General features: G+C 70.5%; 13 protein-coding genes. 4 read left to right on the plus strand and 9 right to left on the minus strand.

From position 1 onward, the window contains the following. Positions 1-43: 43 nt before the first annotated feature. Positions 44-1345, minus strand: coding sequence for an ABC transporter substrate-binding protein (locus tag KBY32_RS10895; protein WP_115505236.1), 1302 nt, complete (start codon positions 1343-1345; stop codon positions 44-46). Between the two features lie 138 nt (positions 1346-1483). Here KBY32_RS10895 and KBY32_RS10900 point away from each other — a divergent pair, with 138 nt between their 5' ends. Next, on the plus strand, positions 1484-2506 hold the full coding sequence (locus KBY32_RS10900) for a LacI family DNA-binding transcriptional regulator (protein ID WP_079033494.1): 1023 nt from the start codon (positions 1484-1486) through the stop codon (positions 2504-2506). 160 nt (positions 2507-2666) lie between these two features. On the opposite strand, the gene KBY32_RS10905 is transcribed toward KBY32_RS10900, so the two are convergent. The 4 genes from KBY32_RS10905 to KBY32_RS10920 all read right to left on the minus strand — a co-directional run bounded on the left by KBY32_RS10905 (position 2667) and on the right by KBY32_RS10920 (position 7534). Then, a complete protein-coding gene (locus KBY32_RS10905) occupies positions 2667-4106 on the minus strand; it encodes a GH1 family beta-glucosidase (RefSeq protein WP_055620297.1) in 1440 nt (479 codons plus the stop codon). Positions 4107-4201: 95 nt separating this feature from the next. Beyond that, positions 4202-5125 carry a carbohydrate ABC transporter permease gene (locus KBY32_RS10910; protein ID WP_115505233.1) on the minus strand — a complete coding sequence of 308 codons (924 nt, stop codon included), beginning with the start codon at positions 5123-5125 and terminating at the stop codon, positions 4202-4204. A 12-nt stretch (positions 5126-5137) separates the two neighbouring features. After that, positions 5138-6130 carry a carbohydrate ABC transporter permease gene (locus KBY32_RS10915; protein WP_055620299.1) on the minus strand — a complete coding sequence of 331 codons (993 nt, stop codon included), beginning with the start codon at positions 6128-6130 and terminating at the stop codon, positions 5138-5140. Positions 6131-6223: 93 nt separating this feature from the next. Next, on the minus strand, positions 6224-7534 hold the full coding sequence (locus KBY32_RS10920; RefSeq protein WP_055620300.1) for an ABC transporter substrate-binding protein: 1311 nt from the start codon (positions 7532-7534) through the stop codon (positions 6224-6226). Positions 7535-7835: 301 nt separating this feature from the next. On the opposite strand from KBY32_RS10920, the gene KBY32_RS10925 reads away from it, so the two are divergent. Next, complete coding sequence (locus tag KBY32_RS10925; protein WP_210979758.1) at positions 7836-8876, plus strand: LacI family DNA-binding transcriptional regulator; 1041 nt, start codon at positions 7836-7838, stop codon at positions 8874-8876. Positions 8877-8926: 50 nt separating this feature from the next. Here the strand turns inward: KBY32_RS10925 and KBY32_RS10930 are convergent, their stop codons facing one another. Continuing rightward, positions 8927-9487, minus strand: a complete 561-nt coding sequence (locus KBY32_RS10930; protein WP_210979759.1) for a DUF6328 family protein — start codon at positions 9485-9487, stop codon at positions 8927-8929. Positions 9488-9640: 153 nt separating this feature from the next. Between KBY32_RS10930 and KBY32_RS10935 the strand changes: the two genes are divergently transcribed. Further along, positions 9641-9898 carry a hypothetical protein gene (locus KBY32_RS10935; protein ID WP_210979760.1) on the plus strand — a complete coding sequence of 86 codons (258 nt, stop codon included), beginning with the start codon at positions 9641-9643 and terminating at the stop codon, positions 9896-9898. A gap of 7 nt (positions 9899-9905) precedes the next feature. Here KBY32_RS10935 and KBY32_RS10940 read toward each other — a convergent pair whose 3' ends face one another. The 3 genes from KBY32_RS10940 to KBY32_RS10950 all read right to left on the minus strand — a co-directional run bounded on the left by KBY32_RS10940 (position 9906) and on the right by KBY32_RS10950 (position 12229). Beyond that, the gene (locus tag KBY32_RS10940; protein WP_055620304.1) at positions 9906-10790 is read right to left on the minus strand and encodes an NAD-dependent protein deacetylase; all 885 of its coding nucleotides are present in this window, start codon (positions 10788-10790) and stop codon (positions 9906-9908) included. A 26-nt stretch (positions 10791-10816) separates the two neighbouring features. Next, positions 10817-11287 (minus strand): hypothetical protein, encoded by a 471-nt coding sequence (locus KBY32_RS10945; RefSeq protein ID WP_210979761.1) that lies wholly within the window; start codon positions 11285-11287, stop codon positions 10817-10819. A 63-nt stretch (positions 11288-11350) separates the two neighbouring features. Then, entirely contained in the window at positions 11351-12229 is an 879-nt protein-coding gene (locus KBY32_RS10950; protein ID WP_210979762.1) for a helix-turn-helix transcriptional regulator, read from the minus strand. Positions 12230-12408: 179 nt separating this feature from the next. Between KBY32_RS10950 and KBY32_RS10955 the strand changes: the two genes are divergently transcribed. After that, positions 12409-13272: an SDR family oxidoreductase gene (locus KBY32_RS10955; RefSeq protein WP_210979763.1), complete on the plus strand. Its 864-nt coding sequence runs from the start codon at positions 12409-12411 to the stop codon at positions 13270-13272. The last annotated feature ends 95 nt before the right edge of the window (positions 13273-13367 follow it).

Genomic DNA, 13367 nt, shown 5'->3' on the forward strand with positions numbered 1-13367 from the left:
GGCGGGCCGGGCGCTCGTGATCTGTGTGGTCATGAGCCGTTCGTCAGTCGGTCGGGAGAGCCTGCATGGCCTTGATGAAGCCGTCCGTGTCGAGCTGTCCGTTGAAGAACTGCTGGATGGCCTTGTGCATGTCCGAGCTGGCCTTCTGCGGGTACGCCTGGTCCCACGACAGCTGGAACGACGGGGCGTCGGCGACCAGGTCGTACTGGAAGCGGGAGTACTTCGGGTCGGCGGCCTGGTCGAGGAAGTCCTTGGTGTTGGTGGTCGTCGGCAGGTTGCCGATGTCCAGCTGCGCCTTGACGAAGTCGTCGGAGTACATGAGCTTCAGGAACTCGGCGACGGCCTCGGGGTGCTTGGTCTTCTTCATGACCGAGTAGTAGTTGTTGGTGTTGCCGGCCACGTTCTTCGGGTCGCCCTTGCCGCCGGAGACGGTCGGGAAGGCGGTGTAGCCGAGGCTCTTCCCGGCGAAGTCCGGGTGGTCGGTGAGCTGCTGGGAGTAGTACCAGGAGCCCATCAGCTCGAAGCCGGCCTTGCCGGAGGCGACCAGCTGGACGGAGCCGGCGTTGGTGTACTTGACCGAGTCGTAGTTCTTGCCGAAGGCCCCGGCGTCGACCAGTTCCCTGATCATGTTCAGCGCCTTCTTGCTGTCCGGGCTCTCCCAGGCGCTCTTGTCGCCGCCGATGGCCTTCGCGAACAGCTCCGGGCCGGCCACGCGGTCGTAGAGGTACTGGAACCACATCTGGGTCGGCCAGATGTCGCCGCCGCCGAGCGCGATCGGGGTGACGCCCTTGGCCTTCAGCGCGCTGACGGCGTCGAGGAGCTCGTCCCAGGTCTTCGGCGGCTTCACGCCCGCCTCGTCGAGCACCTTCTTGTTGTGGAAGAGCAGGACGGGCTGGGTTCCGCGCATCGGGACGCCGTACGGCTTGCCGTCCACCACCGCGTTGTTGAACACGGACGGCAGGAACTTGTTCTCCAGGTCCGGGTTCTTCTCGATGAAGTCGTCGAGCGGCATCAGGAGGCCGGCCTTGACGAACGGCTTGATGCTGCCGCCGCCCCAGTTGAAGAAGACGTCCGGGGCCTGCGGGGTGTTGATGATCGTCTGCAGCTTCTTCTGGTAGTCCGCACCGGGGATGGTGTCGAGGACGACCTTGACGTCGGAGGTCTTGTTGAACTTCTCGACGAGCTGCTTCTCCACCTTGTTGGTGGCGTCCCCGTAGACCAGGACATGGATCTTGCCGTCGGACCCCGAGCCCCCGTCGCCGTCCCCACAGGCCGAGAGCGTCAGCGCGAGGGTGAGCGTCGCACCGCAGGCGACCAGTCTGGGCAAGCGCGCACGTGTCTTCATCGTTCGCCTTTCGAAAGTTTCGGCCTCATCGCCGAAAGTCCATGCGGTGGGACAGTAGGTCAGAGCCCACATCCGGTCAACGGTCGTGTCGCTACTCGACCGAACCGTTACCGATCGGCGGTGGCCTATCCTGCGTTCATGCACGAAGACGAAGAGGTGAGCGGCAGAGTCACATTGGCGGCGGTAGCGAAAGAAGCCGGTGTCTCCATGCCGACAGTTTCGAAGGTCCTGAACGGACGGACGGACGTCTCCCGCGCGACCCGCGCCAAGGTGGAGCACCTGCTCGAGGTCCACGGCTACCGGCGGCGCGCCCAGGCAGGGTCGCGCTCCCCGCTCATCGAGCTTGTCTTCCACGAACTGGAGAGCGTCTGGGCGATGGAGCTGATCAGGGGGGTGGAGAACGTCGCCCGGGAGAACCGGGCGACCGTCGCGCTCACCGAGAGCGGCACCCGGCACACCCCCGGCCCCGACTGGCTGCCCGGTGTGCTGCAACGCCGTCCGATGGGCGTGGTGCTGGTCTTCTCGACCCTGCGCGAGGACGTCAAACGGCGGCTCAGGGCGGCGGCGATCCCCTTCGTCATCGTCGACCCGGCGGGCGACCCGGACCCGGACGTGCCCTCGGTCGGCTCCGCGAACTGGGCGGGCGGTCTCGCCGCCACCCGCCACCTCACGGACCTCGGGCACCGGCGTATCGCCATCGTCACCGGACCCGAGGACATGCTGTGCTCACTGGCCCGGCTCGACGGCTACCGCTCGGCGATGTCGATGGCCGGCCTGGAGTGCGACCCCCGGCTGACGCGCTTCGGCGACTTCCACGTCCAGGGCGGCTACGAACACGCCATGTCCCTGCTGGACGGCCCCGACCGCCCCACGGCCATCTTCGCGGGCAGCGACCTCCAGGCGCTCGGCGTCCTGGAGGCGGCCCGCGTCAAAGGCCTGCGCGTACCCGAGGACCTGTCCGTGGTCGGCTACGACGACGTGCCGCTCGCCCAGTGGTCGAGCCCGCCGCTCACCACCGTCCACCAGCCGCTGCGCACCATGGCCGAGGAGGCCGCCCGTATGCTCGTGCGCCCCGACGACCCCGGCACCGGCGCCCAGCGCATCGAACTCGCCACCCACCTGGTGATACGCCAGAGCACGGCACCACCGCGGCAGAGCTGACGGCACACCGGACCGGGTCCTCGCGCGGGCTCCGCGGACGCGAAAGCCGGGCGGGCCGCGCGTGTGCGCGGCCCGCCCGGAGGGGGCTCGCCCCCGTCCCCTCCTCGGCGCGGGGGCGGCCCGTGGGGCGGCCGGGGGAGCAGCCGCCCCGGGATTCCGGTCAGGCGCCGGGCAGCACGCCCGTGCGGGCCACCTCGGCGTACCAGCGGGCGCTGGCCTTCGGGATGCGCGTGCCGGTCGGGTAGTCCACGTACACCGCGCCGAAGCGCTTGCTGTAGCCGTGGGCCCACTCGAAGTTGTCCAGCAGGGACCACAGGAAGTAGCCCCGCACATCGGAGCCGTCCGCGATGGCCCGGTGCACGGCGGCCAGGTGGTCGCGGACGTACGCGATCCGCGCCGGGTCGTTGACGCGCCCCTCAGGGTCGGCGTAGTCGTCGAACGCCGCGCCGTTCTCGGTGATGACCAGCGGCAGGCGCGGGAAGTCCTGCGACAGCCGACGCAGCAGGTCGTACAGACCGGTCGCGTCGACGGCCCAGCCCATGGCGGTCGTGGTGCCCGGCGGCTGGTGGAAGGAGACCTTGTCGGCGGCCGGCCACGGGCTGTGCGGGCTGTTGCCGTGCCCGTCGGAGTTGTGCGTACCGCTGCCGTCGGTCTCGGAGACCAGCGTGGGCGTGTAGTAGTTGACGCCGAGGAAGTCCAGCGGCTGGTGGATCCGCTCCAGGTCCCCGTCGGCCACGAACGACCAGTCCGTCAGCGACGCCGTGTCCTTGAACAGGTCCTCCGGGTAGGCGCCCTGCAGCATCGGGCCGGTGAAGACCCGGTTGGCGAGGGCGTCGATCCGGCGGGCCGCGTCGACGTCGGCCTCCCGCGTCGTCAGCGGGCGGACGTGGTGGATGTTGAGCGTGACCGAGCACTGCGTGCCGGCCGGCGTCCGGTCGCGCACCGCCTGCACGGCCAGACCGTGCGCCAGGTTGAGGTGGTGCGCGGCGCGCAGCGCGGCCACCGGGTCGGTCCGGCCCGGCGCGTGCACACCGGAGCCGTAGCCCAGGAAGGCGCTGCACCAGGGCTCGTTGAGCGTGGTCCAGGTCTTCACCCGGTCACCGAGGGCGTCGGCGGCGATCGCCGCGTACTCGGCGAACCGCTCGGCGGTGGCGCGCTCCGGCCAGCCGCCGGCGTCCTCCAGCTCCTGCGGCAGATCCCAGTGGTAGAGGGTGGCGACGGGCTGGATGCCCTTCTCAAGGAGCTCGTCCGTCAGGCGCCGGTAGAAGTCCAGGCCCTTCTGCACGGCCGGGCCGCGCCCGGTGGGCTGAATACGGGGCCAGGCGAGCGAGAACCGGTAGGCGCCCAGGCCGAGTTCGGCCATGAGCGCGACGTCCTCGCGCCAGCGGTGGTAGTGGTCGGTGGCGATGTCACCGGTGTCGCCGTTGCGGACCCGTCCCGGCGTCCTGGCGTAGGTGTCCCAGATCGACGGCGTGCGCCCGTCCTCGGCGGCCGCCCCCTCGATCTGGTACGAGGCGGTCGCGGAGCCCCAGAGGAAGTTCTTGGGGAAGGTGCGGGTGCCGTCGATGGCGGACCCGCTCTGCTGTGCGGCGGTGACCACGGAAGTCCTTTCAGAAGTGGGGCCGTTCGCGTGGGGCGAAGGGCCGACACGGATTGAGCGGACCCGGCGAGGTGCGGCCGGGCCGGTGTGCGGGGTCAGCCCTTGACGGCGCCGGCCATGATGCCGCTGACGATCTGCCGTCCGAAGACGATGAACATCGCCAGCAGCGGAAGCGTGCCGAGCAGCGCGCCCGCCATGATCAGCGACTGGTCGCGGACATAGCCGGCACTGAGCTGGGTGAGGGCGACCGGAACCGTCGGGTTGGTCATGTCGAGCACCACGAACGGCCAGAAGAAGTCGTTCCAGGCGTGCACGAACGTGATCATGAACAGGACGGCCATGGCGGGCCGCGCCACCGGGAGCACGATGCTCCAGAAGATGCGCAACGAGTGCGCCCCGTCCACGCGTCCGGCCTCGACCAGCTCGTCCGGCAGCGCCTCCGACAGGTACTGGCGCATGAAGAACACGCCGACCGCGCTGACCAGCGTCGGGAAGATGACGGCGGGCAGCTGCTGCGACCAGCCGAGCTCGGACATCATCATGAACAGCGGGACGACACCGAGCTGGGGCGGCACCATCATCGTGCCGATCACCAGCATCAGCAGGATGTTGCGCCCCTTGAACCGCAGCTTGGCGAAGGCGAATCCGGCGAGCGTCGCGAACAGCACCGTGGACAGGGCGATCACCCCGGCCACGATCAGGCTGTTGACCATCGCCTTGCCCATCGCCGCCTCATCCCAGGCACGGGCGAGGTTGCTGAACAGGTTGGGGCCGGGCAGGAACGGCGGCGGGGTCTGGCTGACCCGGGTGTTGTCCGTCGACGCCGCCACCATCGTCCAGTACAGCGGGAAGATCGACAGGATCGCCATGACGGCGAGCAGGACATAGGCGAGCGGTCCCGCGTGGTGCTGGCGTCCGGCGCGCATCCGCAGCAGGCGCCGGCGGCCACCGCGGCCGGTCGTCGGTTCGGGGGTCCGGGCCGGGGCGTCCGTCCGGACCGGGAGGCTTTGAGTGGTCATGTCGGCTCCAGGTCAGGACGAACGGGCCCGCAGGCGCTTGATCAGGCGCTGTACGGCGAAGGCGAGGACGAGCAGCAGGAACATCGCCCAGGCGACGGTCGCCGAGCGGCCCATCTGGTAGTTCTTCCAGCCCTCCTCGTACAGCAGCAGACCCAGCGTCTGGTACTGGTTGTCCGCGCCGCCGGTGACACCGTTCGGTCCCTGACCGAAGATCAGCGGCTCACCGAAGAGCTGCGTGGCGCCGATCGTCGACAGCACGATGGTGAAGACGATCGTGGAACGGATCCCGGGCACGGTGACGTTGGTGAACTGCTTCCAGCGGGAGGCACCGTCGATCGACGCCGCCTCGTAGCGCTCGGCCGGGATGGCCTGCATCGCGGCCAGGTAGAGCAGCGCGTTGTACCCGGTCCAGCGCCAGATGACGATGGTGGAGATCGCGACCTGGGACGGCCACTTCTCGGCCTCCCAGTCCAGCGGGTCGATACCGATCGAGCCGAGCGCCCAGTTGATCATGCCGAAGTCACGCTCGTAGATCATCGTGAAGACGAGCGCGGCGGCGGCGACCGACGTGGCGTACGGCACGAGCGACGCGACCCGGAAGAACAGCGAGGCGCGCATCCGGTAGTTGAGCAGATGCGCCAGACCGAGCGCCATCAGCAGCTGCGGCACGGTCGAGATGACACCGATCGTGATGGTGTTCGTCAGCGCGTTCCAGAAGCGCTCGTCCTGCCACAGCTCGGTGTAGTTGTCGAGGCCCACCCACTCCCGTACATCGAGCGTGGCCAGCTCCACATGGTGCAGCGAGATCCACGACGTGTAGATGAGCGGGTAGAAGCTGAACGCGGCGAAGACCACGAAGAACGGTGCGACGAACGCGTACGGCGCGCCCTTGACGTCGAGCCGGTGCAGCAGGGAGCCGCGCCGCCGGGCGGACGCGTCGCCCTCGGTGCCGGGCGGGGCCGGCGGCTCCTCGCCGGCCAGGGCCTTGGTGGTGGAGGTGGCCACCGGACTTCCTTCCTGAGTGGGGGTGGGGACGGCCGGCCCCGGGCCCGCCCGCGATCACGCGCGCGGGCCCGGGCGGCCGCGGTGGGCATCGGGTCAGCCGACGGCCTTCTCGATGCGCTCCGTGGTGGTCTCCCACGCCTCGTCACGCTTGGTGCCCTGCTCGATCAGGGCCAGGCCCTGGGAGAAGGTGTCCTTGATCGTGCCGTCCTTGCGGCCGAGGACCTGCTTGTCCGGGATCTCCTGGGCGGCGGCGCCGAAGATCTCGCCGATCGGCGCGTTGTCGAAGTACTCCGACTTGGCGTTCTTCACGTCGGGGTTGTCCAGGGCCGTCTTCGAGGAGGGGATGTTGCCTATCTCCTTGAAGATGTGGGCCTGCTGCTCGGGCGCGGTCAGCCACGCGACGAGCTTCTTGGCCTCCTCCTTCACCGGGCTCTGCTCGATCACACCGAGGAAGGAACCGCCCCAGTTGGCGCCCTTCGGGGCCCGTGCGACGTCCCACTTGCCCTTGTTGGCGTCGCCGGCCTTCTCACTGATGTGGCTGAGCATCCACGCGGGGCACACGGCCGTCGCGAACGTGCCGTTGGCCAGACCGGGGTCCCAACCCGGCTGGAACTGACGGAGCTTGGCCGTCAGCCCGCCCTCACCGGCGTCGGCGGCGAGCTTCCAGGCGTCCTTCACGACCGGGTTCGAGTCGTAGATCAGGTCGCCCTTCTCGTTGTAGTACTGCTCCGGGTAGCCGTAGACCATCGCGTTGAACAGACCGCTGGAGGAGTCCATGTAGGCGACCTTGTCGCCCTTGAAGTCCTTCTTGAAGGTGCGGCCGACCTCGACGTACTTGCTCCAGTCGCCCTCCCAGAGCTTGCCGACCTCCTCGCGGTCGGTGGGCAGGCCGGCCTGCTCGAAGTAGTCCTTGCGGTAACAGACGGCCATGGGGCCGATGTCGGTGCCCAGGCCCAGCACCTTGCCGTCCTTGGTGCTGATCTGGGACTCCTTCCACGGCAGGAAGTGGTCGGTGCCGGAGACGTCGGAGAAGTCCGCGAACTTGTCGGCCTGGGTCTCGGTGATCTCCTTGGCCCGGCCGATCTCGATGCCCTGGATGTCCTTCAGGCCCTTGCCGCCGGCGAGCCTGGTCTGCAGCGCGGTGTAGTAGGTCTGCTCGTCACCGGCGATCTCCGCCTTGATCGTGACGTTCGGGTTCTCCTTCTCGTACTGCTCCAGCAGGCCGGTCTCCTTCAGGCCCATGACCCCGAACAGGCCCATGGTGATGGTGACCTTGCCGTCCTTCTTGCCGCCGCCCGTGACCGAGTCGTCGCCGCTGCTGCAACCAGCGACGAGGGCCAGCGCGCTGACGGCCGCAGCTGCTGCCGCCAGCCTCTTTCCGCGCAACGATCCGAGACTGCTCATGGTTCTCCTCCCAACGGCCTGCGCAGACGTGTCCCCGACACGAAAACGATGACCGCAGCGGCTCCGGCGAGTGGGGTGGGAACGTGCCCAATCTCGGGTGGGCACGTTCCCAACGATGGATGGCAGACTCTCCGGAGCGAGCGCATCTGTCAATGACTTGAACGCGAAGAACCGTCGTTCCGCACGATTCGCGTTCATTTTTCGTCCCGGGACGGGCCACCTCTCCGACGGTGCCGTCTGCCAGAATTGGCGCTGGTCACCTACGCGGAGGGAGCTGCCGCGGATGCAGGGAGGGGAGCGCATGGCTGGGAACCGCCGTCCGACGATCAAGACGGTCGCGGCCCGCGCCGGTGTGGGCCGTACGACGGTGTCCCGCGTCGTGAACGGCTCGGAACTGGTCAGCGCCGAGGCGCGCTCCAGAGTCCTCGCGGCGATCAAGGAGCTCAACTACGTGCCGAACTCGGTCGCCCGCGGTCTGGTCACCAGCCGGACCGACGCGGTGGCCCTCGTCATCCCCGAGTCCGCGAGCCGCCTCGGCTCGGAGCCCTTCTTCGCCGCCCTGATCAGAGGCGTCAGCCAGGCTCTCGCCGACAGCCGCACCCAGCTCCAGCTGATGCTCGTCCGCGACCAGGCCGAACGGGAGCAGCTCACCGAGTCCGTGGCCACCCGCCGCGTCGACGGCGTCCTGCTGGTCTCCGTGCACTCCGACGACCCGCTGCCCGCCATGCTGGAGGAGATGGGCCTGCCCACGGTCCTCGCCGGCCGCCGCGACGCCGACGAGGCGCTGAGCTATGTCCACGCGGACAACACCGGGGGAGCGATCCAGGCGGTCCGCCACCTCCTGGGAAGTGGCCGGAAACGGGTGGCCGCGATCGCCGGTCCGCTCGACATGGACGTCGGCCGCAGCCGCCTCGAGGGCTGGCAGACGGCGCACGACGAGGCAGGTGTGCCCGCCCGCCAGGACCTCGTCGAGGTGGGCGACTTCAGCTGGGAGAGCGGTTCCAGGGCGATGCGTTCGCTTCTTGAACGAGCCCCCGACCTCGACGCCGTCTTCGCCGCCTCCGACCTCATGGCGATCGGCGCGCTGGAGGAGCTGCGGCGCCAGAAGCGGAAGGTGCCGGAGGACGTGGCGGTCGTCGGCTTCGAGGACTCCCCGCACGCCCGCTGGACCAACCCGCCGCTGACGACGGTCCGTCAGCCCGTGGAGGAACTCGGCAGCGCGATGGTCCGCATCCTCGCCGAGATCACCGAACCGGGCGCGGAACGACAGCAGTTGATGCTGCCTACGGAGCTGGTGGTGCGGGAGTCGTCGGGGGGTGTGTCGGACGACGAGGGGCCGTGATCGCCATGGCCACCGGGTCGATCGCTATGGCCACCGGGTCAGAGGCGGCCCTACGCGTCCTGTGTGCGGGCGCGGCGCTCGGCCCGGCGGCGCAGGCGCAGCGGCAGGAGGTACCAGCACAGGCCGAACCACAGCATGACGCCGCCGACGAGCACCTCGGCCAGGACGCCCGGCACGACGAAGCGGAGGATCAGCAGAAGCGTGCAGCCGATGGTCAGCGCCAGCAGGACCATGCCGAACATCATCAGCCGGCCGGCCGCCTCCACGAGTTCGTCCTTCATGCGCTGCCCGGACAGGAAGCGGTGGATCGACACGGGCGCTATGAGCGATCCGGTGGCCGACGCGCCCAGCACCACCGTCGTGACGTAGATGCCCTTGTCCAGCGTCTCCAGCTCCCGGAACAGCGGGGTGAAGGCCACGCTGAGCAGAAAGCCGAAGAGGATCTGCACACCGGTCTGGGCGACCCGCGTCTCCTGCAGGACCTCGTTCCAGCGCCGGTTGACGCGCTCGCGCGGCGTCTCGTCGTCCGACGTGGCGGGCGGGCTGTCATGCCGTCCGCAGCAGGTGGCCTCGGCGGCCTCGGTCTCGGCGGACTGCTCCGTGATCGTCATACACATCCTCCCCGGGTCAGAGACTCCGTCTGCCCCGCATGTGCCTTTCCATGCAGGTAGGGGGCGTTCCGGGGCCGGTCGCGCGGAACCTGGGCACAGGGCGTCGTGCCGGACGCTAGCCTCGGCTCCCACCGAGCCGGTAAGGAGCCTCACATGGCGGAACTGCCCCTGAAAGCCCACTTCGTGGCCGAGCCCATCGAGCTGCCCGACGGTCGGCGGATCCGCGTCAGCGCCTACCCCGACGGCAGCATCCGCTTCAGCGTGGACGGGCTGCCGTACGTCCTCACCGAGGCCTACCTGAGCGGCAACCCGGAGAAGGACAAGGCGATCGTGAAGCTGTCGCCCGGGCGGCAGGGCAGTGCCGCCGCGCACAACTACGCCGAGGAACTGGCCCGGCGGAGCCGTCCGTAGAGGCGGATCAGTCGACCCGGATGTCCAGGCGGGCGGCGACCGACGTGAGGGCCGGGCCCAGGGGGAGGGCGACCCGGGCGACGGCGTGGCGGTCGCCCCGGGTGGGGTCGCGGTTGACGATCAGGACCGGCTTGCCCGCCTCGGCGGCCTGCCGCACGAACCGCAGCCCGGACATCACCGTCAGCGAGGAGCCCAGGACCAGCAGCGACGTCGCCTCGGCGACCAGCGTGCGGCAGCGCTCGACGCGGGCCGGGGGGACGTTCTCGCCGAAGAACACGACGTCCGGCTTGAGGATGCCCCCGCAGCGTGTGCAGGGCAGCACCTGGAAGTCCCTGACCTGCTCGTCGGTGAGGTCGGCGTCACCGTCCGGGTTGATCGCGGCGGCCACCGGGTCGAAGCCCGCGTTGGCTTCCTCGAGCCGGGCGGCCAGCTCGGCGCGCGGACTGAAGGTCCCGCAGGACAGGCAGACCACCCGCGTCAGGCCGCCGTGCAGCTCCACGGCGTCCGTGCTGCCCGCGGCCTGGTGCAGACCGTCCACGTTCTGCGTGATCACACCCGTGAGCAGGCCGTGCCGTCCGAACGCGGCCACGGCCCGGTGCCCGGCGTTGGGGTGGGCCCGCCCGAAGGTCCGCCAGCCCAGGTGGCTGCGCGCCCAGTAACGGCGGCGGGCCTGGGCGCTGGACGTGAACTCCTGGTACGTCATCGGGGTGTGCCGGCTCAGACTGCCGCCCTCGCCCCGGTAGTCGGGGATACCGGACTCGGTGGAGATCCCCGCCCCGCTGAGCACCAGTACCCCGCCCGTGTCCAGCGCGTCGACGACCGGAGCGAGGTCCGTGGTGCCGGCCGGCCAGTCCTCGGCCGGCGTCCAGACGAGAGTGGGGCGCATCCGCATGCCGCAAGGGTACGCAGCGCGCCGGGCTAGCAGTCCGTGCCCCAGCGCCGGACCAGTGCCCCGCCCTCCGGGACCGCCGCCCAGCGGGCCGCGGCGGTGTCTAGGCGTGGCCCGGTCCTGGCCGGCTCGTATGCGGTGAGCAGCGCGGGACCGGCCCCGCGGCCCTCCGTGGGCAGGCCGCGCCAGACCCGGTACGCCCAGTTCACCCGCAGCTCGGCGGCCAGCACCGCGTCGCCGTCCCGGCGCAGCACCTTCAGGCCCGAGCGCCGGTGCCGGCCGGCAGTGACGAGGAGGAACCCCTGGAAGGTGGCCCCGCGCGCTGTGGCGCCCCAGAAGCCGTCCTCGATGCCGAGGGCGGTCTCCACGACGGCGTGCACCAGGTCGTGCGGCATGGTCGGGCCCACGGGCTGCGCGGGCAGCCGGACGTCCGGCCCCTTGCGGTCGCGGAGGACGATCTCGTGCTGGTTCTCCGGCAGCTTCCGGAACGACATCTCCATCACGGCGAACGGTAGGCACGGGCCCGGCCGCCGCCAACCGATTTCGCGGCGGCCCCGGGCGGGTCAGGACTCCGGCGCGTGGTCCGCACGCGTGCCCGGCACGTCCGGGAGGGTCCAGCTGGCCAGCAGATCCAGGGCCCGTTTCGACGCCGACCCGGCCTCGGCCGTGTACACGAACAGGGTGGTGTCCGGGTCGCCGGGCAGCGCCAGCGTCTCGTAGTCGACGGTGAGCTCGCCGACGAGGGGGTGGCGGAGCCGTTTGGAGCCGTGGGTGCGCTGGTGGACGCGGTGCTGCTCCCACCACTCGTCGAACGCCCGGCTGCGGGCTCGCAGATCCTCGACGAGCGCGAGCGTCGCCGGGTCGTCGGGGGCCCGCCCGACCTCGAACCGCAGGCTCTCCACCGCGGCCCGCGCCTGGTCCTCCCAGTCCACGAACAGGGAGCGGGCGTCGTCGTCCAGGAACATCCAGCGCGCGTAGTTGCGCTCCCTGGGCGGCCGTTGGTCGAAGTCGCTGAACAGCGCCTTGGCCATGCGGTTGGCGGCCAGGATGTCGGTGCGGCGGCCCAGGACCAGCGCCGGCTCGCCGTCGAGGGAGTCCAGCAGCTGGTAGAGCCCCGGACGCACCCGCTGGACCGGCCGGGGCCGCCGCCCGGGTGCCGCGCCGCCGCCGATCAGGTCGTGGAGGTGGGCGCGCCCGGTGGCGTCGAGGCCGAGAGCCCGGCCCAGGGCCTCCACCACCGCCGGGGAGGGCGTGATGGGCCGGCCCTGTTCGAGGCGCGTGTAGTAGTCGGTGGACACACCGGCCAGGAAGGCGACCTCCTCGCGGCGCAGCCCCGGCACCCGGCGCACCCGTCCATCGGCGGGGAGCCCGGCCCGGGCGGGATCACCCTGACCGCGGGCCCGCCGCAGGAAGTCGGCGAGTTCCTTGTTCGTCTTGGCCACGCCACCAGTGTCGCCGAAACCGGCCGTCCCGGACTGGGTCCACGCGTCCTAGGTTGCGGCGTCCTCGGTCGCGCAGGGCGGGATATGCGCCCCCACGGCCACCTCCGCGGTTCCAGTCTGGAGTCATGCCGAACACCGGGGAACCGCCCCGGAGCGGCCCGCTCCACAGGAGGACGATCATGGCTTTCCCGACCGACCGACCCGCCACCTGGTTCGTCACCGGCACCTCCCGCGGCCTGGGACTGGAACTGGTCCGGCAGCTCCTCGAGCGCGGTGACGGCGTCGCCGCGACCACCCGGTCGTCCGAGCGTCTGCTCGCCGCGCTCGGCGACGACGTCGACACCACGCGTCTGCTCCCGCTGACCGTCGACCTGCGGGACGAGGAGCAGGTGAAGCAGGCGGTGCGCCGGACCACCGACCACTTCGGCGGCCTGGACGTCGTCGTCAACAACGCCGGCTACGGCTTCCTCGGCGCGGTCGAGGAGACCAGCGGCCAGGACGTCCGCGACATGCTCGACGTACAGGTCGTCGGCGTCTGGAACGTACTGCGCGCCGCGCTGCCCGTCCTGCGCGAGCAGCGCTCCGGCCACATCGTGAACGTGTCCTCGGTCCTCGGTCTGACCGCCGTGCCCGGCTGGGCGCTCTACTGCGCCGGCAAGTTCGCGCTGGAGGGCCTGAGCGAGGCGCTCGCCACCGAGGCGGCCGACTTCGGGATCGACGTGACCATCGTCGAACCGGGCTACTTCCGCACCGACTTCCTCACCCAGGACTCCCTCGCCCTGCCCACCGCCACCACCGAGCACTACCCGGCTCTGCGCGAGATGGTCGAGTCCCACCTCAAGCTCCAGGGCAGCCAGCTCGGCGACCCGGTCAAGGGGGCCGCCGCGATCATCGACCGCGTGCGGACCGGTGCGGGACCGCTGCGTCAGGTGCTCGGCTCGGACTCGCACGCCTACGCCACCGCGAAGGTCCAGGCCCTCCAGGCCAACCTGGACGCCACTGCGGACTCCGCCCCCGCGACGGACTTCCCCGCCGCCGCGTAGGGGAGGGACCGGTGCCGCCGGCCGGGGTCAACGCCCCGGCCGGGCCCCTCTACCGTGGGGCCGACGAGGACACGGACCCACCGTGGCCGCCCGTA

This window comes from Streptomyces sp. RK62 (assembly GCF_018070255.1).
GTDB lineage: Bacteria > Actinomycetota > Actinomycetes > Streptomycetales > Streptomycetaceae > Streptomyces > Streptomyces nigra.

What these genes read in the sequence shown, in the direction of transcription:
- KBY32_RS10895 (WP_115505236.1), bottom strand. Translation starts at nt 1,345, where the DNA reads ATGAAGACACGTGCGCGCTTGCCCAGACTGGTCGCCTGCGGTGCGACG.
- KBY32_RS10900 (WP_079033494.1), top strand. Translation starts at nt 1,484, where the DNA reads ATGCACGAAGACGAAGAGGTGAGCGGCAGAGTCACATTGGCGGCGGTA.
- KBY32_RS10940 (WP_055620304.1), bottom strand. Translation starts at nt 10,790, where the DNA reads ATGCGGATGCGCCCCACTCTCGTCTGGACGCCGGCCGAGGACTGGCCG.
- KBY32_RS10920 (WP_055620300.1), bottom strand. Translation starts at nt 7,534, where the DNA reads ATGAGCAGTCTCGGATCGTTGCGCGGAAAGAGGCTGGCGGCAGCAGCT.
- KBY32_RS10935 (WP_210979760.1), top strand. Translation starts at nt 9,641, where the DNA reads ATGGCGGAACTGCCCCTGAAAGCCCACTTCGTGGCCGAGCCCATCGAG.
- KBY32_RS10945 (WP_210979761.1), bottom strand. Translation starts at nt 11,287, where the DNA reads ATGGAGATGTCGTTCCGGAAGCTGCCGGAGAACCAGCACGAGATCGTC.
- KBY32_RS10955 (WP_210979763.1), top strand. Translation starts at nt 12,409, where the DNA reads ATGGCTTTCCCGACCGACCGACCCGCCACCTGGTTCGTCACCGGCACC.
- KBY32_RS10925 (WP_210979758.1), top strand. Translation starts at nt 7,836, where the DNA reads ATGGCTGGGAACCGCCGTCCGACGATCAAGACGGTCGCGGCCCGCGCC.
- KBY32_RS10910 (WP_115505233.1), bottom strand. Translation starts at nt 5,125, where the DNA reads ATGACCACTCAAAGCCTCCCGGTCCGGACGGACGCCCCGGCCCGGACC.
- KBY32_RS10930 (WP_210979759.1), bottom strand. Translation starts at nt 9,487, where the DNA reads ATGACGATCACGGAGCAGTCCGCCGAGACCGAGGCCGCCGAGGCCACC.